The organism is Nocardioides sp. SLBN-35, from assembly GCF_006715725.1.
Taxonomy (GTDB): domain Bacteria; phylum Actinomycetota; class Actinomycetes; order Propionibacteriales; family Nocardioidaceae; genus Nocardioides.
In genome coordinates this window covers 1,009,767-1,031,923 of the sequence record NZ_VFNU01000001.1, presented here as the reverse complement: position 1 = coordinate 1,031,923, position 22,157 = coordinate 1,009,767, and the positions used below count along the sequence as shown (strand labels likewise).

22 protein-coding genes are annotated in these 22,157 nt (G+C 73.0%); 12 read left to right on the top strand and 10 right to left on the bottom strand.

The window, feature by feature from the left end:
* Window positions 1-161: 161 nt before the first annotated feature.
* Together FBY23_RS05035 and FBY23_RS05030 are read left to right on the top strand one after the other, a co-directional pair.
* Window positions 162-452: a hypothetical protein gene (locus FBY23_RS05035; RefSeq protein WP_141797147.1), complete on the top strand. Its 291-nt coding sequence runs from the start codon at window positions 162-164 to the stop codon at window positions 450-452.
* Window positions 440-1,564: a hypothetical protein gene (locus FBY23_RS05030; RefSeq protein WP_141797146.1), complete on the top strand. Its 1,125-nt coding sequence runs from the start codon at window positions 440-442 to the stop codon at window positions 1,562-1,564. Before FBY23_RS05035 ends, FBY23_RS05030 begins: the two co-directional genes overlap by 13 nt.
* Here the strand turns inward: FBY23_RS05030 and FBY23_RS05025 are convergent.
* The 3 genes from FBY23_RS05025 to FBY23_RS25875 are packed head-to-tail and all read right to left on the bottom strand — an operon-like array spanning window position 1,515 to window position 6,166.
* Window positions 1,515-2,918, bottom strand: a complete 1,404-nt coding sequence (locus tag FBY23_RS05025) for a cytochrome P450 (RefSeq protein WP_260805762.1) — start codon at window positions 2,916-2,918, stop codon at window positions 1,515-1,517. The genes FBY23_RS05030 and FBY23_RS05025 overlap by 50 nt on opposite strands.
* Before the next feature lie 54 nt (window positions 2,919-2,972).
* Window positions 2,973-5,960, bottom strand: a complete 2,988-nt coding sequence (locus FBY23_RS26805) for a helix-turn-helix transcriptional regulator (RefSeq protein ID WP_160158165.1) — start codon at window positions 5,958-5,960, stop codon at window positions 2,973-2,975.
* Window positions 5,961-6,013: 53 nt separating this feature from the next.
* A complete protein-coding gene (locus FBY23_RS25875) occupies window positions 6,014-6,166 on the bottom strand; it encodes a hypothetical protein (protein ID WP_160158164.1) in 153 nt (50 codons plus the stop codon).
* 217 nt (window positions 6,167-6,383) lie between these two features.
* On the opposite strand from FBY23_RS25875, the gene FBY23_RS05015 reads away from it, so the two are divergent.
* Both FBY23_RS05015 and FBY23_RS05010 read left to right on the top strand, forming a co-directional pair.
* Window positions 6,384-7,037, top strand: coding sequence for a nitroreductase family protein (locus FBY23_RS05015; protein ID WP_141797144.1), 654 nt, complete (start codon window positions 6,384-6,386; stop codon window positions 7,035-7,037).
* Window positions 7,037-8,995: an ABC transporter ATP-binding protein gene (locus tag FBY23_RS05010; protein ID WP_141797143.1), complete on the top strand. Its 1,959-nt coding sequence runs from the start codon at window positions 7,037-7,039 to the stop codon at window positions 8,993-8,995. The genes FBY23_RS05015 and FBY23_RS05010 overlap by 1 nt, the downstream gene beginning before the upstream one ends.
* A 101-nt stretch (window positions 8,996-9,096) precedes the next feature.
* Here the strand turns inward: FBY23_RS05010 and FBY23_RS05005 are convergent, their stop codons facing one another.
* Both FBY23_RS05005 and FBY23_RS05000 read right to left on the bottom strand, forming a co-directional pair.
* Window positions 9,097-9,741 carry a response regulator transcription factor gene (locus tag FBY23_RS05005; RefSeq protein ID WP_141797142.1) on the bottom strand — a complete coding sequence of 215 codons (645 nt, stop codon included), beginning with the start codon at window positions 9,739-9,741 and terminating at the stop codon, window positions 9,097-9,099.
* On the bottom strand, window positions 9,738-10,715 hold the full coding sequence (locus FBY23_RS05000; RefSeq protein WP_260805761.1) for a sensor histidine kinase: 978 nt from the start codon (window positions 10,713-10,715) through the stop codon (window positions 9,738-9,740). Before FBY23_RS05000 ends, FBY23_RS05005 begins: the two co-directional genes overlap by 4 nt.
* An 86-nt stretch (window positions 10,716-10,801) precedes the next feature.
* Between FBY23_RS05000 and FBY23_RS04995 the strand changes: the two genes are divergently transcribed.
* The 3 genes from FBY23_RS04995 to FBY23_RS04985 are packed head-to-tail and all read left to right on the top strand — an operon-like array spanning window position 10,802 to window position 12,856.
* Complete coding sequence (locus tag FBY23_RS04995) at window positions 10,802-11,125, top strand: hypothetical protein (RefSeq protein ID WP_141797140.1); 324 nt, start codon at window positions 10,802-10,804, stop codon at window positions 11,123-11,125.
* Window positions 11,112-11,564 (top strand): TrkA C-terminal domain-containing protein, encoded by a 453-nt coding sequence (locus FBY23_RS04990; RefSeq protein ID WP_141797139.1) that lies wholly within the window; start codon window positions 11,112-11,114, stop codon window positions 11,562-11,564. The genes FBY23_RS04995 and FBY23_RS04990 overlap by 14 nt, the downstream gene beginning before the upstream one ends.
* A complete protein-coding gene (locus tag FBY23_RS04985) occupies window positions 11,561-12,856 on the top strand; it encodes an ArsB/NhaD family transporter (protein ID WP_313901090.1) in 1,296 nt (431 codons plus the stop codon). Before FBY23_RS04990 ends, FBY23_RS04985 begins: the two co-directional genes overlap by 4 nt.
* Window positions 12,857-12,862: 6 nt before the next feature.
* Here the strand turns inward: FBY23_RS04985 and FBY23_RS04980 are convergent, their stop codons facing one another.
* A complete protein-coding gene (locus FBY23_RS04980) occupies window positions 12,863-14,044 on the bottom strand; it encodes a CdaR family transcriptional regulator (RefSeq protein WP_141797138.1) in 1,182 nt (393 codons plus the stop codon).
* A 117-nt stretch (window positions 14,045-14,161) separates the two neighbouring features.
* Here FBY23_RS04980 and FBY23_RS04975 point away from each other — a divergent pair, with 117 nt between their 5' ends.
* Together FBY23_RS04975 and phaZ are read left to right on the top strand one after the other, a co-directional pair.
* Window positions 14,162-15,853: an alpha/beta hydrolase gene (locus tag FBY23_RS04975; protein ID WP_141797137.1), complete on the top strand. Its 1,692-nt coding sequence runs from the start codon at window positions 14,162-14,164 to the stop codon at window positions 15,851-15,853.
* A gap of 11 nt (window positions 15,854-15,864) precedes the next feature.
* Window positions 15,865-16,665: a poly(3-hydroxyalkanoate) depolymerase gene (phaZ, locus tag FBY23_RS04970; protein ID WP_222117726.1), complete on the top strand. Its 801-nt coding sequence runs from the start codon at window positions 15,865-15,867 to the stop codon at window positions 16,663-16,665.
* Between the two features lie 13 nt (window positions 16,666-16,678).
* On the opposite strand, the gene FBY23_RS04965 is transcribed toward phaZ, so the two are convergent.
* Window positions 16,679-16,864: a DUF1918 domain-containing protein gene (locus FBY23_RS04965; protein WP_141797136.1), complete on the bottom strand. Its 186-nt coding sequence runs from the start codon at window positions 16,862-16,864 to the stop codon at window positions 16,679-16,681.
* A gap of 58 nt (window positions 16,865-16,922) precedes the next feature.
* Here FBY23_RS04965 and FBY23_RS04960 point away from each other — a divergent pair, with 58 nt between their 5' ends.
* Entirely contained in the window at window positions 16,923-17,396 is a 474-nt protein-coding gene (locus FBY23_RS04960) for a DUF1992 domain-containing protein (protein WP_260805759.1), read from the top strand.
* Between the two features lie 3 nt (window positions 17,397-17,399).
* Here FBY23_RS04960 and FBY23_RS04955 read toward each other — a convergent pair whose 3' ends face one another.
* On the bottom strand, window positions 17,400-17,855 hold the full coding sequence (locus tag FBY23_RS04955) for a hypothetical protein (protein ID WP_141797134.1): 456 nt from the start codon (window positions 17,853-17,855) through the stop codon (window positions 17,400-17,402).
* Window positions 17,856-17,892: 37 nt separating this feature from the next.
* On the opposite strand from FBY23_RS04955, the gene FBY23_RS04950 reads away from it, so the two are divergent.
* Window positions 17,893-18,978: a CoA ester lyase gene (locus FBY23_RS04950; protein ID WP_141797133.1), complete on the top strand. Its 1,086-nt coding sequence runs from the start codon at window positions 17,893-17,895 to the stop codon at window positions 18,976-18,978.
* On the top strand, window positions 18,978-19,844 hold the full coding sequence (locus tag FBY23_RS04945; RefSeq protein WP_141797132.1) for a CoA ester lyase: 867 nt from the start codon (window positions 18,978-18,980) through the stop codon (window positions 19,842-19,844). Before FBY23_RS04950 ends, FBY23_RS04945 begins: the two co-directional genes overlap by 1 nt.
* 250 nt (window positions 19,845-20,094) lie before the next feature.
* Here FBY23_RS04945 and FBY23_RS04940 read toward each other — a convergent pair whose 3' ends face one another.
* Window positions 20,095-20,961 carry an SGNH/GDSL hydrolase family protein gene (locus FBY23_RS04940; protein WP_141797131.1) on the bottom strand — a complete coding sequence of 289 codons (867 nt, stop codon included), beginning with the start codon at window positions 20,959-20,961 and terminating at the stop codon, window positions 20,095-20,097.
* Window positions 20,958-22,148, bottom strand: coding sequence for a CdaR family transcriptional regulator (locus FBY23_RS04935; RefSeq protein WP_141797130.1), 1,191 nt, complete (start codon window positions 22,146-22,148; stop codon window positions 20,958-20,960). Before FBY23_RS04935 ends, FBY23_RS04940 begins: the two co-directional genes overlap by 4 nt.
* Window positions 22,149-22,157 lie beyond the last annotated feature (9 nt).

Here is a 22,157-nt window from a genome sequence, read left to right as displayed (position 1 = left end):
ATTCCGAGCGATCGCCAACGCAGCGAGGTGCGTGCTGTGGGTGCGCGAAGGGGTGAGCCATTCCCGAGCCGGACCACTTGGCCCTACCTCCGACACGCTCCTGTCCACAGGCCCGGACCACCCACGTTTGTCCACAGCCGCGCGGCGCCGAGGCTGCCGGCATGACCTACACCGTCGACCCCGCCGCGCTGCGCCGGGCGGCCCGCCGCCTCGAGGACGACGCGGGTGAGCTGTGCGCGCGTCGTACCGCCGTCGTCGCGCCCGACGCCGGCGCGCTCACGACGTCGGTCCGGCTCGCGCTGACCGCCTGCACCGACAGCACGAGCGAGGTCGAGGCGGCGTTCACGGCCAACGCCGACGGCCTGAGGTACGTCGCCCGCACCGCCGGGGACACCGACACCCTCGTCGGTGAGCACCTGCTCGAGCTGGGGTGGCCGCTGTGGAGCTCCTGACCCGGGTGCCGGGCGCGCCGGAATCCTGCACCGAGGCCGCCCGGGCGCTGCGACGGCTCGGCCACGCGCTGGCCGGCGCCGACCATCTCGTCCGCCAGCACGCCCGGTTCCCCGCCGACGACTTCGCCGGCGACGGTGCCGACGACTTCCGCCAGGCCTGCGCCGCCCTCGGCGGCGAGCTCGCCGGGTTCCGGCCCGGCGTCGACGGGCTCGCCCTCGCCCTGCGTCGGTACGCCGACCGCCTGGCCGGGGTGCAGACGGTGATGCGTCGCGTACGACGCACCGCCCGCGGCCACGACCTCGTGGTCGACGGTGGCGCCGTACGGCTCCCACCCGGTCCGAACCGCGATCAGCGGCGCACCTTCCGCACCCTCGTGCCGATCGTCGCCGCGGCGTGGGTGGTGCTCGCGCACGCGGAGGAGGACCTGCGCGCCGCGGTCGACGTCGTCGACCCCTCGATCCGGCGCAACCCGCTCGTCGCGGCGTACCCGACGACCGCCGCACCGCCCACCGTCGACCCGACCGCCCCGCTGCCCATCGACTGGCCACCCGGCGACCCCGCGTGGCCGCCCGACCATCCCTCGTCCTGTCCCGACATCGCGCCCACCGGAGGTGGAACCGTGCACCACACCCCTGCCGTCTCGCTCGCCGTCCCGCGTCGCTGGGCGACCTTCGACGACCCCGCCCCGGGCGTCTCGCTGGTCGCGCAGGCGCCGGCCGCCGCCCCGTCCGGCTTCACGCCCGAGCTGGCCCTGCACACCGGGCCGGTCGACGGCGGGTCGTCGCTCACCGACTGGCGGCACCAGGCGATGTCGACGCTCGCGAGCCAGCTCGACGCGCTCGAGATCGAGGACTCCGACGTGGTCGACCTCGACGGCGAGCCGGTCGCCTACACCCGGTTCTCCCACCGGATCGGCGGCGCCGACGTGATGTGCGACCAGTGGGCCTGGCTGCACGACGGCGTCGGCGTCACCCTGACCGGGTCCGTCGGACGCGCCGAGTACGCCGACTACTGCGACCTGTTCGAGGACGTCGCCGCGACGGTGGAGATCAAGGACGGGGTCAGCGCGCCCGTACCCGGATCCGCGCGCCCCGCCGGGGCACGCTGGTGATGTTGCGGACCTTGGGCACGTCGGTGCCGACCGCGGTGACGTCGTACCGGCGGAACACCTCGCGCAGCACCTCGACGCCCTCCATCAGCGAGAAGCCCGCGCCGATGCAGCGACGTACGCCGCCCCCGAACGGGATCCACACGTTCAGAGCGGGCACGTCGTCGCCGAGGAAGCGCTCGGGCCGGAACACGTCCGGGTCCGCGAAGTTCGACTCCTGCTGGTGGCTCATGATGATCGAGGGGCCCACGGTGGTGCCGGCAGGCAGGTCCCAGCCGCCGACGGTTGCGGGCGCCATCAGGGTGCGCACGACCATCGGGATGATCGGGTGCAGCCGCATCGACTCCTTGAGGACCGCCTCGAGCCACGCGTCGTCGCCCTCGTCGACGGCCCGCTGGGTGCGGGCGAGCAGGTCGGGGCTGCGGCCGACCTCGACCAGCGCCCACGACAGTGCGGAGGCGGTGGTCTCGTGACCGGCCAGCAGCAGCGTCACCAGCTGGTCGCGCAGCTCGGTGTCGTCCAGCCCGCCCTCTTCGGCGTCCCCCGCCGCCAGCAGCCGGGACAGCACGTCGGACCGCTCGTCGAGGTCGTGGGCCGCGCGGCGCTCGCGGATCTCGGCGTACATCAGCCGGTCCAGCTCGACCTGGTTGTCGACCGTACGACGCCACGGGCCGAGCTTCTGCAGCCGCGGGTAGGCCCAGCCGAGCAGGATCGCCGGGTGGATCTCGACGGTGTGGTTGACCGCCGGCCGCAGCTTCGCGAGCCGCGCCTCGTCGGTGACGCCGAAGACGACGCGGAGGATGACCTCGAGGGTCAGCGAGTTCATCCGCTCCAGGGCCCGGAACGGCTCGTCCTCGCTCCAGGTGTCGACCTCGGCGGCGGCGACCTCGGCGACCAGGCCGCGGTAGCCGCGCAGCGCGTGGCCGAGGAAGGCCGGCATCAACAGCTTGCGGGCGCGGTGGTGCTCGCCTCCGTCCTGGAGCAGCAAGGAGTGCTCACCCATGATCGGGCCGAGGATCGCGTTGCCCTTCCCCGCGTGGAAGACCTCAGGGTCGGCGGCGAAGATCTCCTTGGTGACCTCAGGCCGGGTGAACAGCACGAGCGGTCGGTTCCCGGGGATCAGGTTGACCGTGTACGCGTCGCCGTACTTCCGGTGCAGCCAGGGGTGGAACTGGTGGCGGAACCTCATCAGCGCGACGGTCTGCAGGAAGGCCGGCCAGCGCGGCCCGGGCGGGAGCCGGTCCGGCCGCACCGGCGGCAGGTTCCGGCCGCCCAGCACGGTGCTGTGCCGGAACCGCCGCATGGTGAGCTCGCGGGTGTCTCCATCGAGCGCCGCGCGCTCCGCCTCCATGGTCATGCGAGGGACGCTACGCCGCGGACCGGCGGCCGGCCTCCGCCCACGGTAGGACTTCTACGGCAGGAGACCGTCGCGGCGCGCGATCGCGGCCGCCTCGGTGCGGCCGGCCGCGCCGAGCTTGCCGAGGATGTTGGAGACGTGGACGCTGACCGTCTTGGTGCTGATGAACAGCTGCTTGCCGATCTCGCCGTTGGACCGACCCTCGGCGACGAGCGCCAGGATCTCCAGCTCCCGCGCGGTCAGCGCGGCCCCGCCGGAGTGGCTGGTCGCGGCGGTGCTCCGCGCGGTGCCCGCCTCGGCGGCGAGGTCGGCGACCAGGAGGGGCGCGCGTAGCCGGTCGGCGAGAGCGCGCGCCTGGTCGGCCTCGTCGCGAGCGCGGGCGGTGTCGCCGGCGAGCCGCAGGATCTGGGCGTACGCCGCCCGCACCCGGAGCAGCTCGGGCACGTTCCCGACCTTCAGGGTCGAGTCGAGCGCGGCCTCCCACGCGGCGAGGAGCTCGTCGCGGCGGGCACCCTCGGCACCCTCGCCGCCGCTCAGCCACTGCACGCGGCGGTGCTCGGCGATCAGCCGGTCGGTCCACATCCGGCCCTCGGGTCCCCAGGGGCCGCTGCGCTCGCGGATCGCAGCGAGGACCGCCTCGCCGTCGGCGAGCAGCGTGTCGGCCCGGGCCGCCAGCACCCGCCGCTCGGCGGCACTGGCCCGCGGCATGGCGCGGGCGATGCCGGCCAGGACGCCGGCGGCGAGCCGGATCCGGCCGCCGAAGTACTCGCCCCAGATCCGCCCGAGCACCTCGACCACGTGGTCGTAGACCGCGATCGCCGCCGCCGCGTCGCCACGATCGCCGTGGAGCTCGATCTCGGCGCCGGAGCTGTAGACGGCGACGCCGCCCTCGTCCTCCCAGAGCGGACGCAGGGCGAGGAGCCGGTCGAGGACGTCCTCGCCGCGGGCGGCCAGGACCGAGAGCCGGGCCGGCTCGATGATGCCGCGCGGGATCGGCGGACCGCTGAGCCCGTCGACGCCCTCGACCAGCGCGAGCACGTCGTCCCAGTCGCCGAGGAGGTAGCTGATCCGGGTGAGCTGCCAGCGCGACTCGATGCTGAACGGCGCCCAGACCAGGCCGGCCTGCTCGCCGAGCGCCATGGCGGAGCGGAACCAGCGCGCGGACTGCTCCCAGTCGCCGGAGTCCTGGTAGGAGCGGCCGAGCAGCCAGCGGCCGCGGATCTCGGCCTGGAAGGCGCCGGCCCGGACCGCGCTGTCGACGGCGGACTCGAGCGCCCCGCGCAGGGCATCCTGCTCCGACCCGGCGGCAGCCTTGACCCGCAGCCCGCTGAGCGTGGTGACGATGTCGGAGGCGAGCTCGGGCAGAGCCAGCCGCTCGGCGAGCGCGAGCGCCTCGGTCGCGAACGCCTCGGCCGCCTCCTGCTCCTCGGGCCGGTAGGCACCGAGGATCCGGGCGTGGTTGGCGAGCACCTTGGCCCGCAACGGGCTCTCGCCCTCGGGGGCCAGGGCCAGCGCGTGCGCCGAGACCTCGACCGGGTCGAGCTCGGTCTCGGTCATCGCCAGCACCTCGGCCTGGGCGTTGAGCAGCCGGGAGCGGTCGACATCGGGCGCGTCGGCCGGCAGCTGCGCCAGGCGGGCGGTGACCAGCTGCCCGGCCCGGACCGCGTTGCCGCCGGTGATCAGCGCGGTGGCGGCGCGGACGACCAGCTTGGCGTGGTCGACCTCGAGCCGGGCCACCCGCTCGGGATCCTCGAGCAGCTCCAGCGCCTGCTGGTAGTGGTCGGCCGCCTCGTCGGGGCCACCGACCGCCATCGCCTCGTCGCCGGCCTCGATGCTGGCGGTGACCGCCCGGTCGAGGTCGTTGGCCCGGCGGGCGTGGCGGGCCAGCTCGGCCGACGTACCGCCGGCGGCACCGCTGGAGAGTGCGGACACGTAGCGGGCGTGCAGCCGGACCCGCTCCCCGGGCAGCAGGTCGTCGTAGATCGCCTCGCCGAGAAGTGCGTGGCGGAAGGAATAGAGATGTCCGCCCACCTCGAGGACGTTCATCTCGACCGCCTGGCGGATGCCGGAGTCGAGCCGGTCGACCGGGACGTCGGCGGTCGCGGCGAGCAGGTCGTGGGTGACCCGGCGCCCGGCGACGCTGGCGACGCGGACGACGTGGCGGGCCTCTTCTGAGAGGCGGTCTAGCCGGACCAGCAGCAGGTCGGCCAGGTCGCCGGGAACGTCGCCGTCGGCGCACGAACCCGACGCGACGAGCTCCTCGACGAAGAAGGCGTTGCCCTCGGCCCGCTCGACGATCCGGGCCACCGAGCGCTCGTCGAGGCCGGCCGGCGCGAGCTCGCCGACCAGCGCCCGCACCGCCTCTGCCGGCAGCGGGCCCAGGCCGAGCCGCCCGACCTGCGGCAGCCGGGTCCACTCCGCGACCTGGCGGCGCAGCGGGTGGCGGCGGTGCAGGTCGTCGGAGCGGTACGACGCCACGATGGCCACCGGCCGCGCGAAGGCCCGGGTGAACAGGAACCCGAGCATGTCGCGCGTCGACTGGTCGGCCCAATGGAGGTCCTCGACCACCAGCAGCACCGGCGCCTCGGTGGCCGCCGCCTCGAGCAGCGCGTGCACGGCCACGAGGGTGTCGCCACGGTCTGCGCCGCGGCTGCGCTCGTCGGTGGACTCGTCGCCGACCACGCGCGTGCGCCGCCCCGGCTGGAGCCGGGTCAGCGCCGGGTGGACGGCGGCGACCGCCTCGACCAGCTCGGGGTGGCTGGCGTCGAGCCGGCCGAGCACCTCGCTGAAGGGCAGGTAGGGCAGCGCACTGTCGCCGAAGTCGAGACAGTGACCGGCCAGCACCTGCCAACCGGTGTCGAGTGCGTGGTCGCGCAGCGAGCGCAGCAGCCGCGTCTTGCCGACGCCGGCGTCGCCGGACAGCAGCACCGCACGCCGCGACGTCCCGGCCTCGGCGGCGCTGACGGCGTCGTCGAGGACCGCGATCGCCTCGGCGAGCTCGGTGTCACGCCCGACCATGGTCAGGCTGCTGTGTGCGGCCACGGGCACCATCATGGCGTCCGCCACCGACAAGGTGGACAAGTGCTGTCGACCTGTCAGCGCGTGTGGCGCTCCACGCTGGGGTCGGTGGCGGCGAGGCGCCGCAGCCAGGAGGTGCGGCTGCGCCCCGCCCGGCTGGCGGCCATCCCGCGGGCCGCCTGCTGGCGGCGGTACTCGTTCTCTGCGTTGAGGTAGTAATTGCTGCTCATGACGTAGAGACTCGTCGTCTGAGGTAGTCCCCCACATCGGACACGTTCCCTATGTTCGGGTCCTGCCCTACCTCAGGTACGGGGCCGGGCACCTCAGCGCCCACTCCCCCGAACCGTTCGATCGAACGGTTCGGGGGAGTTCTGCGGCGTGAAGTCCCTCGAACCGTTCGATCGAACGATCCGAGGGACCCACCACGCCCACCCCTAGGCTGGCCCCGTGGAGTTCGCCGAGGTGGTACGACGACGCCGGATGACGCGCGCCTACACCTCCGCCCCGGTCGAGGCGGCCGTGCTCGAACGGGCGCTCGACCACGCCACCCGCGCGCCGAGCGCCGGCTTCTCGCAGGGGTGGGCGTTCGTCGTACTGGACACCCCGGAGACGGTCCGCGGGTTCTGGGAGGCGCAGGCCGACACCTCGGCGCCGGACCGCTGGCTGGCCGGGATGATGAGCGCGCCGGTGGTGGTCGTGCCGTGCAGCCGCCGCGATGCCTACCTCGACCGCTACGCAGAGCCCGACAAGCACCGCGCCGGCCTGGGCGAGCACGACGCGGGTCGCTGGGCGATGCCCTACTGGCACCTCGACACCGCGATGGCCGCCCTGCTGCTGCTCCAGTCGGTGACCGACGCCGGCCTCGGCGCCTGCTTCTTCGGGCTGGTGCCCGGCCGGGTCGACGCCGTCAAGGACGCACTCGGCCTGGTCGACACCGACGACGCGGAGGCGCCACACCCGATCGGCGCTATCACGATCGGCCACCCGGCCCCCCGTAGCACGGGCGCGCAGGGCTCGGCGAGCCGGCGCCGTCGTACGCCGTGGCGCGAGCTCGCCCATCGTGGCCGCTGGGGTGCGGGCTGGCCGGGGCAGGACGCCTGATGCGGCCGAGCCCGGTGGTGACCCACCTGACGACCGCCGACCTGCGCCAGCGCGAGCCTGTGCTGCCGCGGATCGCCCACCTGCTGCGGCCCTATCGAGGCAAGATCATGCTCGTCCTGGTCGCGGTCCTGGCCGCCGCGGCGCTGCAGGCGATGGTGCCGTTCCTGACCCGTGCGGTCTTCGACGACGCCCTGTTCCCGCTCGACGGCGGCGGCCCCCGCCTGCACCTGCTGGCCTGGCTGATCGCGGGCATGTGCGCGATCCCGATCGTGGCGGCGCTGATCGGCATCGTGCAGATGTGGCTGACCTCGACCGTCGGGAACTCCGCGATGGCCGACCTGCGTGGCGACCTCTTCGAGCACCTGCAGAAGATGGAGCTGGCGTTCTTCACCGCCACCAAGACCGGCGCGATCCAGTCCCGGCTGGCCAACGATGTCGCCGGGGTGCGGACGGTGCTCACCGACACCGCGACCACGATCGTGCAGAACTCGGTCACCGTGACGGCGGCGTTCGTGTCGATGATCGTGCTGTCGTGGCAGCTGACCCTGCTCACGCTGTTCCTGATGCCGCTGTTCGTGGGACTGCAGTTCCGGGTCGGCCGCGCGCGGCAGCGGCTGGCTCGGCGCACCCAGGAGTCGCTCTCCGAGATGACCGCCATCACCGAGGAGGCCCTGTCGGTGAGCGGGATCCTGCTCGCCAAGGTGTTCAACCGGGCCGAGTCGGAGGTGGAGCGCTACCGCGAGGCGAACCGCAGGCAGACCCGGCTGCAGGTCGAGCAGGCGATGACCGGGCGCACCTTCTTCGCGATGGTGCAGACCTTCTTCGCGATCACGCCCGCACTGATCTACCTGGTCGCCGGCTGGATCATCACCGGCAACGTCCCCGTCGGTGCCGACACGATCACCGCCGGCACCCTGGTCGCGTTCACGACGCTGCAGAGCCGGCTGCAGATGCCGTTGCTGCAGCTGATGCGGGTCACGCTCGACGTACAGACCTCGATGGCGCTGTTCCGCCGGATCTTCGAGTACCTCGACCTCGAGCCCGCGATCACCGAGCGGCCCGGCGCGACCGTGCTCGACCCCGACAGGCTGCAGGGCCGGGTCGAGCTGCGCGGCGTCCGGTTCCGCTACCCCGAGCCGCGCTCGCTGTCGGGCGCCGTCGACCGCGACCGGTTCGGCGAGACGGGCGTGCGGATCGAGGACGACGAGGAGCGGCCCGTCGGCTCGGCGTGGGCGCTCGACGACGTCTCCCTGGTGGTCGAGCCCGGTCAGCTCGCCGCGATCGTCGGCCCCTCCGGCAGCGGCAAGACGACGGCGACGTACCTGGTCCCCCGCTTCTACGACGTCACCGAGGGTGCCGTCCTCATCGACGGGTACGACGTCCGCGACCTCACCCTCTCCTCGCTCGCCGACGCGGTGGGGATGGTCACCCAGGAGCCGTATCTCTTCCACGGCACGATCCGCGACAACATCGCCTACGCCCGCCCCGGCGCGAGCCCGGAGGAGATCGTGCGGGCGGCGCGCGACGCCAACATCCACGACCGGATCATGAGCTTCCCCGAGGGCTACGAGACGATCACCGGCGAGCGCGGCTACCGACTCTCCGGCGGCGAGAAGCAGCGCCTCGCGATCGCCCGGGTGCTGCTCAAGGACCCGCGGATCCTGATCCTCGACGAGGCCACCTCCGCCCTCGACAACGAGACCGAGCGGCTGGTCCAGGAGGCGCTCGAACGGGCCACCCGCTCCCGCACCACCATCGCGATCGCCCACCGGCTCTCCACGATCCGATCCGCCGACGTCATCTTCGGGCTCGAGGACGGGCACCTGGTCGAGCAGGGCTCCCACGACGACCTGCTGCTGGCCGGTGGCCTCTACAAGCGGCTGTACGACGAGCAGTTCTCCCGCGTCCCCGCCGGCACGCCCTGGTGCGACCCGCGCCGCGCCGACGTCCCGCTGTGACGTTGTGACGCTGTGACGCTGCGGTGTGTCTGCGGTTCAACTACCGAATTCGTCATGCCTCCGCCCGATCGGCGACGAATTCGGTAGTTGAACCGCAACCATCACGGCTCGACCAGCCCCGCCCGGATCGCATACCGCGTCAGCTGGGTCCGGTCGGTCATGCCGAGCCGGGCCAGGATGTGCGAGCGGTGCTTCTCGACGGTCTTGATGCTGATCGACAGGATCGCCGCGATCTCCCGCGACGAGCGCCCCTCGGCGATCAGCTTGAGCACCTCGTCCTCGCGCGGGGTCAGCACGGTCGCGGGCACCCGCTCTCCACGCGCCAGCCGATCGAGGTAGTCGCGCACCAGCGCCCCCATCGCGCCGGGATAGACGAACGCCTCGCCCCGGACGGCGGCCCGGCACGCGGAGACCAGGTCCTCGTCGACGACCGACTTCAGCACGTACCCCGAGGCGCCGAGCTTGAGTGCGGAGAAGAAGTACTGCTCGTTGTCGTGCATCGACAGCATCAGGACCCGCGGTGGCGTACGACGCCGCGCGATCTCGCGCGCCGCCTGCAGCCCGGTCATCGTGGGCATCGCGATGTCCAGCACCACGAGGTCGACCTCGACCTCCCGCAGCAGCGCGATCACCTCCGCGCCGTCCGAGGCCTCGGCGACCACCTCGATGTCGGGCTGCTGCTCGAGGATCAGCCGCACGCCGCGCCGGACGAGGGCGTGGTCGTCGGCGAGCAGGACCCGGATCATCCGGCACCCACCCGGTCCACCACCGGGACCCGCAGCCGCACCGTCGTCCCCCGGGTCGAGGAGTCGACCGACAGCGTGCCGCCGACCAGCGCGGAGCGGTCGCGCATGCCCTGGATGCCCGTCCCCCACACCGCGCCGTCGAGCCCGGAGCCGTCGTCGGCCACCTCCAGCACGAGGTGGGGACCGACCCGCAGCAGCGACAGGTCGACCCGGGTGGCGCCGGCGTGCCGGACGACATTGGTCAGCGCCTCCTGCGCGACCCGGTAGACGACGACCTCGGTGTCGCGGCCGAGGGTGGGCATCCCCGGCGCGAAGGTACGGCGAACGACCGGCCCACCGAGCGCTGCGACGTCGGTCGCCAGCGCGGCCAGCGCGGGCTGCAGGCCGAGGTCCTCGAGGACTCCGGGGCGCAGCTCGCGCGCCACCCGGCGCACGTCGTCGAGGCCGGTGCGCGCACTCTCCCGCAGCAGCGCGAGCTCGGAGCGCAGCTCGGGCGGCACCCGGTCCTCGAGCTGCTTGAGCCCGAGCAGCACCACGGTGAGGTCCTGGCCGACCTGGTCGTGGAGCTCGCGCGCGATCCGGTGCCGCTCGGCCTCCTGGGCGGCGATCGCCTGCGCGTCGCTGGCGCGGCGCTCGCCCTCCAGCCGGTCGAGCATCGCGTGGTAGCTGCGCACCAGCTGGGCGCCCGGCCCGTCGCCCGACGTACGGACCTCGAGCCGGCGGCCCTCCCCTCCCAGCCGGACGGTCGCCATCTCGCGGATCACCCGGTCCACCGGTGCGAGCGCGGCCCGCAACAGCCCGCCGGTCAGCACGAGCACCAGGCCGGTCCCGACGACGAGCACGACCGCCTCCGAGACCAGCACCCGCCGCGAGACGCTCGCCGGGGACAGCATCAGCACCACCGCGCCCGCGCACAGCACGGCTGCGTTGATCAGGCACACCTTCCAGTACAGGGACGAGTTCGCGAGCCGCACTCCCCCACCCTCGCCCACGCGGCCGCATCAGGAAATGGGTGCTGGCCCCCATACCGCGGCCGGCGTCCGGCGACTTGGCTGGAGACATGCCGCCGATGCTGGTCGTCCCCCTCACCGTCCGCAGCCGCACGGCGGACGGCGCGGACATCCGCCTGCTCCTCGAGGCCGACGTCGACGCCGCCGGCCGGGCCTCCGCGGCCGAGCTGGAGCGGGTGGCGTTCGCGATCGTCGTACCCGCCGTCGAGGAGGCGGTACGACGCCGCGAGCTCGCCGCGCTCGCCGCCGACCCGACCGCCGGGTTGGACCACATCGGCGGCGCCCTGCTGCGCGTCCGGGTGGTCGCCGTCGAGCACCTCATTGTCTCCCCGTCCGCCGACCCGGACGGGAGCCGGCCGCATGGGCGCGGCTGAGCTGGAGCTCGCCGTCGCGGTCGGCATGCTCGCCGCGGCGATCGGGTTCGCGATCGGCCTGGCGATCGGGCGCGGCCGGCAGCCGCGGTGGGCGGAGAAGGGCAGCCTGGTGCACAAGGTGTCGATCGGGTTCGCGACCCTCGACCGGCTCGACGCCGTGCTCCTGCGCTTCGAGGTCGAGCCCGAGTCGCACCTCGCGGGCGTCGAGGTCGACGAGCTCCGGCTCCCGCCCGGCGCGGCGGTCGCGCTGATCACCCGGGGTCCTGACGTGCTGGTGCCCGGCGGGCGCACCGTGCTGCGCACCGGCGACCAGGTGCTCGCCGTGACCGCCCGGGACCGGCAGGTCGAGGTCGAGGACCGGCTGCTCGCGGTGAGCAGGTACGGGCGCCTGGCCGGGTGGTACGCCGCCCTCGAGCCGGCCCGGTGGGGCGCGGCGTGATCCTCACGTCCGCCGCCCTGTCCGTCTTCATCGTCGCCTACGCCCTCATCGCCACCGAGCGGGTGCACCGGGTCGCGGCCGCGCTGGGCGGCGTCGCCGCGATGGCCGTGATCGGGCTGGTGGACGCGCAGTCGGCCTTCTTCGACCACGAGACCGGCATCGACTGGAACGTCATCTTCCTGCTGTTCGGGATGATGGTGATCGTCGGCGTGCTCAAGCAGACCGGGCTGTTCGAGTTCCTCGCGCTGTGGGCCGCGCTGCGCTCCGGCGGGCACCCCTACCGGCTGCTCGTGCTGCTCGTCCTGAACAGCGCCACCGTCGCCCCGATCCTCGACAACGTCACGTGCGTGCTGCTGGTCGCGCCGGTCACGATCTCGGTGTGCCGCCAGCTGGGACTGCCCTCGGCGCCGTACCTCATCTCACTGATCCTCGCCTCCAACATCGGAGGTACGGCGACCCTCATCGGCGACCCGCCCAACATCATCATCGGCAGCCGGGCCGGCCTCAGCTTCGACGACTTCCTCGTCCACTCGCTGCCGCTGACCGTGATCCTGCTGGTGCTCTTCGTGGTGATGGCCCGCTGGCTGTTCCGGCGCTCGTTCGGCGAGCCCGTCGACGTGACCGACGTGCTCGGCGACCTGCGTCCGCGCGACGCGATCACCAACCAGCGGATGCTCGTGCGGTGCCTGGTCGTGCTCGGCCTGGTGATGGTCGCGTTCAGCCTGCACACCGTGCTGCACCTCGACCCGTCACTGGTCGCGATGCTCGGCGCGGGCGCGACCGTGCTGGTCTCGCGCACCGAGCCCGAGGAGTTCCTCGAGGAGGTCGAGTGGGGCACCCTCGCCTTCTTCATGGCGCTGTTCGTGCTGGTCGGCTCGCTGGTCCAGGTCGGTGTCATCGGCCGCATCAGCGAGCTCGCGGCCGAGGCGATGGGCGAGCGCGAGCTGCTCGCCGCGACCGCGCTGCTGTTCGGCTCCGGGGTCGTCGGCGCCTTCGTCGACAACATCCCGTACACGACCGCGACCGTGCCGATCGTCGAGGACATGGTGTCCGCCACCGGGTCGTCCGGTGCGGACAGCCCGCTGTGGTGGGCCTTCGTCTTCGGCGCCGACCTCGGCGGCAACGCCACCGCCGTCGCCGCCGGCGCCAACGTGGTCGTGCTCGGCATCGCGGCCAAGTCGGGCGAGCCGATCAGCTTCTGGCAGTTCACGCGGTACGGCGTCGTGGTCACCCTGATGACGCTGGTCGTCGCCTGGCTCTACGTCTACCTGCGCTACTTCGCGTGGGCCTGATCTCGACTATCCCAGTCCGAGGATCCGCACGCACTCCAGTGCGACGTACAGCTCGGCCGCGTCGACGGGCCGGGCGAGGTCGCGTCCGGTGATCTCCTCGAGCCGGCGGATCCGGTAGCGCACGGTGTTGCGGTGCACGTGCAGCTCACGGGCCGCGGTCGAGGTCGAGCCGCCTGCGGCGAGCCAGGCGCGGGCGGTCGCGAAGACGACCTCCCGGTCGTCCTCGGGCAGCGCCAGCACGGGGGCGAGCACCGCGTCGACGAGGACCCGGGCCTGGTCCGGACTCCCCGCCAGCAGTACGGCGAGCGGGTCGGCGCCGAACCGACCGACGACCGTCGCGCCGGGCGAGACGGCGGCACAGGCCACACGGGCCTGGCGTCGCGCCTCCTGGATGTCGTCGAGCCGGCCGACGACGCTGCTGACCCCGACCCGGCCGCGGGCGAGACCGGCGAGCAGGTCGACCAGGTGCTCGGCGCCGAACCCGAACCGCAGCGCGACCACGCCCTCCTGGTGGTCGTGGTCGAGCCGCCAGGCCGAGCGGACGTTGGCGCGTCGCAGCGCCCGCTCCACGTCGGGCAGTCCCTCGGCGCCGGGCGTCGGCGACTCGGCCGACACCACGACGTACTCCGTGGCCCGGCCCAGGTCGAGCATGCCGGCCGTCTCGCCGACGTACGCCGTCGCGTCGGCGTCGCCGTCGAGCAGGGAGCCGACGAGCACGGAGCGCATCTGTCCGTCGCGGCGGGCACGGTCGGCCATCGCCCGGCGGTAGGCGTCGGTGACGTCGGCGGCGAGCTGGTCGCTGACCGCCCAGATGTCGGCGGCAGCGAGCAGGAGCAGGTCGCGGTCCTCGGGGTCGGCGCGCTCGACGAGCACCTCCCAGATGAACCGGGAGCCGACCCGGAACGCCTGCAGCACCATCGCGTACGGGACGCCCTGCTCGGCGCGGGTGGTGCCGGTCTCGGTGGGTGTCTCGGTCGGCGTCACCTCGCCGGCGAGGTTGCCGAGGATGTAGCGGGCGTTGACCGTGCAGGACACGACCAGCTCGTCGTGGCTCACGACGTCACCGGTGTCGTAGACGGGGATCTCGGCCCGGATCCGCTCGGCCATCGCGGCGCCGAGCCGGTCGCACTCCGGCAGCAGCCGCGCACTGAGCTTGCGTACCTCGGCGTTCACGTCCGGTCCACTCACGGGACCGACACTAGGCCCTCTCCCGGCCGCGCGTTGTGCACGCGCACACACGATCGCCGTGAATCTCGGTGCCCACGGCCGAAGCCACGGACCCACTCCCGAGACGACAGTTGAGCCATGAGCTCCTCGACCACCACCCGCCTGGCCGACGCCGCCGCTCCCCTCGACGTACTCCTCGTCGACGCCGCCCTCGGCCCGGTCCGCCGCTTCCTGCCCGACATGTCCACCGCCCGGTGGGCCGTCTCCCTCGCCCGCCGTCCGCGGAAGACCGCCCGCCGCCTCGGCGCCCTGGCCGGCGAGACCGCCAAGGTCGTCGTCGGTACGTCGGACGTCACCCCCACGCGCGGCGACCGCCGGTTCACCGACCCGGGCTGGACCGAGAACCCGCTGCTGCGCCGCCTGGTGCAGGTCTACCTCGCGAGCGGGCGCACCGTCGACCAGCTCGTCGAGGACGCCGACCTCGACCCGCGCGACCGCAAGCGGGTCCGGTTCATGGTGGAGAACCTGGTCGAGGCGCTGGCGCCGAGCAACGTGCCGCTGGTCAACCCCGCCTCCGCGAAGGCGGTCATCGACACCGCCGGGCTGAGCCTGGTCCGCGGCGGCACGCAGCTGGTCAAGGACCTCGCCTCCTCGCCGCGGGTGCCCGAGATGGTCGACACGTCCGGCTTCGTCCTGGGCGAGAACATCGCCGCGACACCGGGAGCAGTGGTGTTCCGCAACGAGGTCCTGGAGCTGATCCAGTACGTGCCGCAGTGCGACGAGGTGCACGAGGTGCCGGTGATGATCGTGCCGCCGACGATCAACAAGTTCTACGCGATCGACCTGTCACCGGGCCGCAGCCTGGTCGAGTTCAGCACGCAGAACAGCCGCCAGATGTTCGTCATCTCGTGGCGCAACCCGGACACCCGGCACTCCGGCTGGGACTTCGACACGTACGTCGGCTCGATCCTCGAGGCGCTCGACGCGGTGGAGGAGATCACCGGCAACGCGCAGACGGTGCTCGCGGGCATCTGCTCCGGCGGCATCCTCGCGAGCATCACCGCGGCGTACCTCGCCGGCATCGGCCGTCAGGACCGCCTCGCGGGCGTCGTGCTCGCGGTGACCGTGATCGACAACCACGACGCCGGCACCGTCGGCGCGCTCAGCGACCCGCGGATGGCCGCACTGGCCAAGGCCCGCTCGGCCCAGAAGGGCTTCCTCGACGGGCGGTCGCTGGCCGAGGTGTTCGCGTGGCTGCGGCCCAGCGACCTGATCTGGAACTACTGGGTCAACAACTACCTGCTCGGCAAGAGGCCCCCGGCGTTCGACATCCTGTTCTGGAACGCCGACACGACCCGGATGTCCGCGGGCCTGCACGCCGACTTCGTCGACATGGCGGTCGAGAACCAGCTCACCCGGGCCGGCGCCCTCACCGTGCTGGGGCAGCCCATCGACCTCGGCAAGGTCACCGTCGACAGCTACATCGTCGCGGGCATCGCCGACCACATCACGCCGTGGGAGAACTGCTACCGGACCACCCAGCTCCTCGGTGGGAGGACCCGGTTCATCCTGTCCACCAGCGGCCACATCGCCGCACTGGTGAACCCGCCGGGCAACCCGAAGGCGACCTTCCACACCAACGACGAGCACGGCCCCGACGCGAAGGCGTGGCTGACCGGCGCCGAGACCCACCAGGGCTCGTGGTGGAACGACGTCGCGCAGTGGCTGGACGAGCGGTGCGGCGAGCTCAAGCCCGCCCCCGAGGAGATGGGCTCGACCCGGCTGCAGCCGCTGGCCGAGGCCCCCGGCACCTACGTCTTCGACAAGTGAGGTCACCCGCCTTGGAGCTGCGCCAGCTCACCGTCCTCGGCCACGAGATCCGGGCCGCCGTACGCCCCGGCACCGAGCCCGGCCCACCCCTGCTGCTGTGCAACGGCATCGGCGCCAGCCTCGACCTGCTCCAGCCGTTCGTCGACGCGCTCGACCCCCGCATCGGGGTCGTGCGCTTCGACGTACCCGGCGTCGGCGGGTCCCCCAACCCCAAGCTGCCCTACAACTTCGCGTTGCTCACGCTCGGTGTCGGCGCGATGATGCGGCAGCTCGGGTTCGAGCAGTACGACGTCCTCGGCATCTCCTGGGGCGGCGGACTCGCCCAGCAGATCGCCTTCCAGCAGCCCCGCCGCTGCCGGCGCCTGGTCCTGGTCAGCACCGCCACCGGCTCGCTGATGGTCCCGGCCCCGCCCGCGGTGCTGCGCAAGATGGTCACGCCGCAGCGCTACCGCGACGCCGACTACGCCGTCCAGGTCGCCGCCGAGCTGTACGGGGGTCAGATGCGCGACCGCCCCGACGACGTACGCCGCCTCATGCACGCGCACTCCCGGGTCGGCTCGCGCCGCGGCTACCTGCTCCAGCTGCTCGCCGGCGCCGGCTGGTCCAGCCTGCCCGGCCTGCCGTTCATCCGGCAGCCCACGCTGATCCTCGCCGGCGACGACGACCCGATCATCCCGCTGGTCAACGCACGGATCATGCGCGCGCTGCTGCCGGACGCGCGGCTGCACGTCTACCCGGACGGGCATCTCGGCCTGGTCACCAGCGCGGACACGCTGGCGCCGCTGGTCGCGGACTTCCTGCGGCCTGCCTGAATGCCCGCCTGACTCAGGAGCGGGGTACGACGTGCGCGTCCGGCCCCGGGAAGGCGAGCGACTCGTGCCCGTCCTCCCATCGGACGAGGTACGGCGGCCCGCCGTCCTGTCCCCGCACCTCGAGCACCTCCGCCTCGCGCCGGTGCGTCGAGTCGGTGTGCGCCTCCACGACCAGGCGATCTCCCACGCTCGCGTGCATGTCTCCACCATCCTCCGCACTCGGCGGGGCGGCAAGGGGGGCGGGGCACACTGGAGTCGTGGACGAGGAGGGCAAGGCGCGCAAGGCCCGGATCGAGCAGCAGCAGACCTGGGTCGACCTCCAGGTGCGCCAGGCCATGGAGCGCGGCGACTTCGACGACCTCCCCGGCGCCGGGAAGCCGATCCCCGACCTCGGCGCCACCCACGACCCCGACTGGTGGGTCAAGCGCCTGGTCGAGCGCGAGCACATCACCGTGCTCCCGCCCGCCCTCCAGCTCCGCAAGGACGACGCCGAGCTCGAGGCCGCCCTCGACCGGCTCGGCTCGGAGCGCGAGGCGCGCACCTTCGTCGAGGACTTCAACGCCCGCGTCCTGCGCGCCCGCTACACCCCGGTCGACGGACCGCCGCTGATCACCATGCCGCGCGACGTCGACGAGACGCTCGCCGGCTGGCACGAGCGGCGCGCCGCCCGCCGGCGTACGGCGCCCGCGGCCCCGGCACCGGAGCGCCGGCGTCGCTGGTGGCGGCGCTGAGCCTCAGCGCAGCTCGCGGTCCTGCTCACAGCCCTCCTTGCCGTACTGCTTCCACTGCGCCTTGGAGCAGCTGTCCTCCAGCCGCAGCGAGACCTCGGCCATGCCGACCGGCACCAGCGCCGTCAGCAGCACCGCCACCACGGCCAGGGGCGTGCGGCGGACCAGCCAGAACGACAGGGCGGCGAGAGCGCCCACGGCGATGACGCCCATCACCACGATCCAGTAGGTCTCCGAGACTCCCGAGTCGCCGCAGACCAGCCGGCCCTGCAGGGAGCGGGGCGCCGCCATGGTGCCCTCGTCGTCGTACCACGGGCAGCGCTCGTCGAGGCGGTCGAAGTAGGTCGCCACCCAACCGAGGAGGATCCCCAGGGCGGTCGCGTGCAGCAGCACGACGACCAGCACCGTGCTCCACCACGCCCGGCCACGCCCGGCACCGCCATCTCGCGAGACATCCGTCATACCCGGACAGGGTGACTCGCCGGTAGTTTGTCCAAACGTGAGCCACAAGAGCGCCAAGGACTTCTTCCGCCCGCTCGCCGTCGGGGCCCCGCTGCCCCTCCGCGAGATCCCCGCCCGCCCGAGTCGCGCGATCCACTTCTTCGATCCCAGCAACGAGAAGATGGCCGCGAAGATCCCCGCGATGGTCGGCACGGTCGACGTACTGCTGGGCAACCTCGAGGACGCCATCAAGGCCGACAACAAGGTCGCCGCGCGCGAGGGCCTGGTCAGGATCGCGCAGGACACCGACTTCGGCCCGACCCAGCTGTGGACACGCATCAACGCCCTCGACAGCCCCTGGGTGCTCGACGACCTCACCACGCTGGTCCCCGCGATCGGCGAGAAGCTCGACGTGATCATGGTCCCGAAGGTGCAGGGCGCCGAGGACATCCACTACGTCGACCGGATCCTGGCCCAGCTCGAGGCCAAGGCCGGCATCACCAGGCCGATCCTGATCCACGCGATCCTCGAGACCGCGCGCGGCGTGGCCAACGTCGAGGAGATCTGCGGCGCCTCGCCGCGCATGCAGGGTCTCTCGCTCGGTCCGGCCGACCTCGCGGCGGACCGCAAGATGAAGACCACCCGCGTCGGCGGCGGCCACCCCGGCTACCTCGTGCGGGAGGACGCGCCGCGCGACGCCGACGGCGCCTACCAGTACGACGCCGACCGGTTCCGCTTCCAGCAGGACCTGTGGCACTACACGATGGCCAAGATGGTCGACGCCTGCGCGACCCACGGGATCTACCCGTACTGGGGCCCGTTCGGCGACATCAAGGACACCGTCGCCTGCGAGGACCAGTTCCGCAACGCCTTCCTGCTCGGCTGCGTCGGCGCCTGGTCGCTGCACCCGGTCCAGATCGAGATCGCCAACCGGGTCTTCTCCCCCAGCGTCGAGGACATCGCCCACGCCCGCCGCGTGGTCGCCGCCATGGGCGACGGCACCGGCGCGGTCATGATCGACGGCAAGATGGAGGACGACGCCTCCCTCAAGCAGTGCCTGGTCCTCGTCGAGCTGGCCGAGGAGCTGGCCGCGATCGACCCCGTCCTCAAGGCCCAGTACGACGCGATCGAGGTGACCGCCTGATGTCCGAGTTCAAGCCCCTGCGCTCCGTCCTCTACATGCCCAGCTCCAACGAGCGGGCGCTGGAGAAGGCGAAGACGCTGCCCGCCGACGCGATCATCTTCGACCTCGAGGACGCCGTCGCCCCGGACGCCAAGCCGGAGGCCCGCAACGCCGCCGCGGCCGCCGTCCGGTCCGGTGAGTACGGCGAGCGCCACCTCATCATCCGGGTCAACGGCATCGGCACCGAGTGGCACGCCGACGACATCCGCGCCGCCGCGGAGGCCGGCCCCGACGTCGTCCTGGTCCCCAAGGTGAACTCCGCCGAGGAGGTCCTCGAGCTCGTCGACGCCCTCGCCGCGGCCGGCGCGCCCGAGCGGACGAAGCTGTGGGCGATGGTCGAGACCCCGATCGGCATGCTCAACGCGCTCTCGATCGCCACCGCGTCCGAGCGCCTCACCGGCTTCGTGATGGGCACCAACGACCTCGTCAAGGAGCTGTACGCCGAGCACGTGCCCGGCCGCGCCCCCGTGATCACCGGCCTCGGCCTGGCCCTGCTCGCCGCCCGCGCCGCCGGCATCGTGATCATCGACGGCGTCTACAACGACGTGAAGAACACCGACGGCTTCCTCGCCGAGGTCGAGCAGGGACGCCAGATGGGCTTCGACGGCAAGACCCTGATCCACCCCGGCCAGGTCGAGGGCGCCAACAGCGGCTTCGCCCCGAGCGAGCAGGCCGTCGAGGACGCCCGTGGCCTGATCCAGGCCTGGGAGGACAACAAGGGCGCCGGCGTCGTCACCTACAACGGCAAGATGGTCGAGAGCCTCCACGTCGAGTCCGCCGAGCGCACGCTCGCGATCCACGAGGCGATCCAGGCCCTCCAGGCCTGACCCGGCTCGAACTGGCTCCGAGTTCCCGCCGACCCGGCTCGAACTGGCCCGCTGAACACGTCGACCCGGCTCGAACTGGCCCGCTGAACACGTTGACCCGGCTCGAACGGTCCTGCTGAACACGCCGACCCGGCAGAAAGTGCCCGATCACGGACCACTTTCTGCCGGGTCGCTGTCTTTTCCGGACCACTATCTGCCGGGTCGGCGTCTTTTCGGGACCACTTTCTGCCGGGTCGGCGAGGCGCGAGGATCAGCCCAGCGCGTCGATCAGCAGGTCGGTGACGACCGACTGCTCCCGGGCGTACGGGTGGTACTCCAGCCCGGACTGCGCGGGGATCACCCCGGCGACCCAGGGATCGCTGGCGCAGATGTCGTGCCCGTCGGTGGCGGCCCAGACATCGACGTACGTCGCGCCCGCCTGCTCGGCCGCCGCGGCGAGGCCGTCGTTGACCCGGCTGACGAACTCGCGGGCGTAGGGGTAGTCGCCGCGCGCGAGCGGCAGCAGGTCGCAGGTGCCGCGCTCCGGGAAGGCCGCGGGGTAGCCGACCACGACGATCCGCGCCTTCGGCGCCCGCTCCCGGATCGCCGTGAGCGCCTCGCCCATCCGGGTGGGGAGCTTGGCGAGCTGACGCTCCACCTTCGCGCGGAAGGACGCGCCCTCCTCGGTGCACGGCGCCCCGCCACGGTCCTTGACCGCCTTGCCGACGCAGGTCGTCACCAGCTCGGAGAAGACCTTGCCGTCGTTGCCGCCCATGCCGATCGTGACCAGGTCGGTCGATCGACTCAGCGCGTCGAGCTGAGGCGGCACCGGGTCGCCGTTGGGCGGCGTCTGCGACTGCGTCAGGTCGGCTGTCGTCGCGCCGCCGCAGGTGACGTCGGTGAGCTCCAGGTCGAGCCGCGCGGCCAGCAGGTGCGGGTAGTTGCCCCGGGTCTGCTCACAGCCGATCGCACCCGTGGTCGGCGCCAGCCGCGGCCCCGCGGAGTAGGAGTCCCCCAGGGCGACGTACGACGACCCGCTCGGCACCGCGGAGGAGCGGTCGAGCTTCGACTCCGGCGGGTCCGAGCACCCGGCGAGCAGGACGCCGGCCACGACCAGCACCGAGGCGGCACGCCTCATCTGCTCACCTCCTCGACCCCGAGAGCAATGGTCAGGGCAAGGACGGTATCGGGGTCCTCCAACCGGTCGCCGAACAGGTCCCGCACCTGTGTCATCCGGTACCGGATCGTCTGCGGGTGCACGAACAGGGCGGCCGCCACGTCGTCGCGCCGCCCCTGGTGCAGCAGCCACGCGCGCAGGGTCTCGCGCAGCTTCGCGGCTGCGGCCGGGCGCAGCTCGTCGAGCGGCGCGAGGACGCCGGCGCGCAGGTCGGCCAGCGCCTGCGGGTCGGCGGTCAGCACCAGCCGCGGGAGGTGTCGCTCGGTGTCGCCGGTGAGGCCGAGCGCCCGGGCGCGGACGGCGCGGTCATAGGACTCGCGTACGTCGACCCACGGCCGCGCCGGCCCGACCAGCGCGTCGCGGTCGCCGACCGCCCGGAGCAGGGTCGCCCGCCGCCGGTCGTGGGCGTCGGGGACCATCAGCAGGGCCGCGCCGTCGAGGTCGGGCAGGTCGGTGGTCAGCAGGGTGCCGCGGCGCAGCACCTGGAGCAGCGACCCGGCCTGCGACTCCGCCACCAGCACCGCGGTCAGCGTGGCCGGGGGCGTCCACTCGGCCCGCTCGGCCGAGGCGAGCACCGTCGCCTCGGGCGCGCCGGTCAGCAGGTGCCGGGCGAGCCGCTCCACCATCCGCTGCCGGATCCGGCCCTCGCTGGCCGACTCGTCGCGGTGCCCGGCGACGCTCGCCGCGGACAGCTCGTCGATGTAGGCGAAGACCAGCTCGGCGAAGGAGGCCATCGTCGCCGGGTCGATGCCCTGCTCGACCGCCTTGGTCGACAGGTGCCGCCAGGACACCCGCGCCCCGATCCGGTACGCCGACAGCAGCGCGTCCGCCGTACGCCCGCTGCGGACCTCGCCGCGCCCCAGCTGGTAGGCGCCGTCGACCGCCGAGGAGCGCGGCGCCAGCGCGTCCGGCCCCCGGGAGTCGCTGATGAGGGAGAGGAAGCCGCCGAGGGCGACCTGGACCGCGCCGCGGATGGTCTCGCCCATCGGCCCGCTGAACGCGTCCTCGTAGGGCGGGACCTCGCGGATGATCTGGTCGACGACGTCGTCGGCGACCCGGGCGAGCTCGCCGCGCAGCGCGACGACCGTCTCGGGCGGGAGCAGAACGCTCTCGCCGGCCCGGGGCCTGCGCAACACACGACGGGGCATCGGCACCTT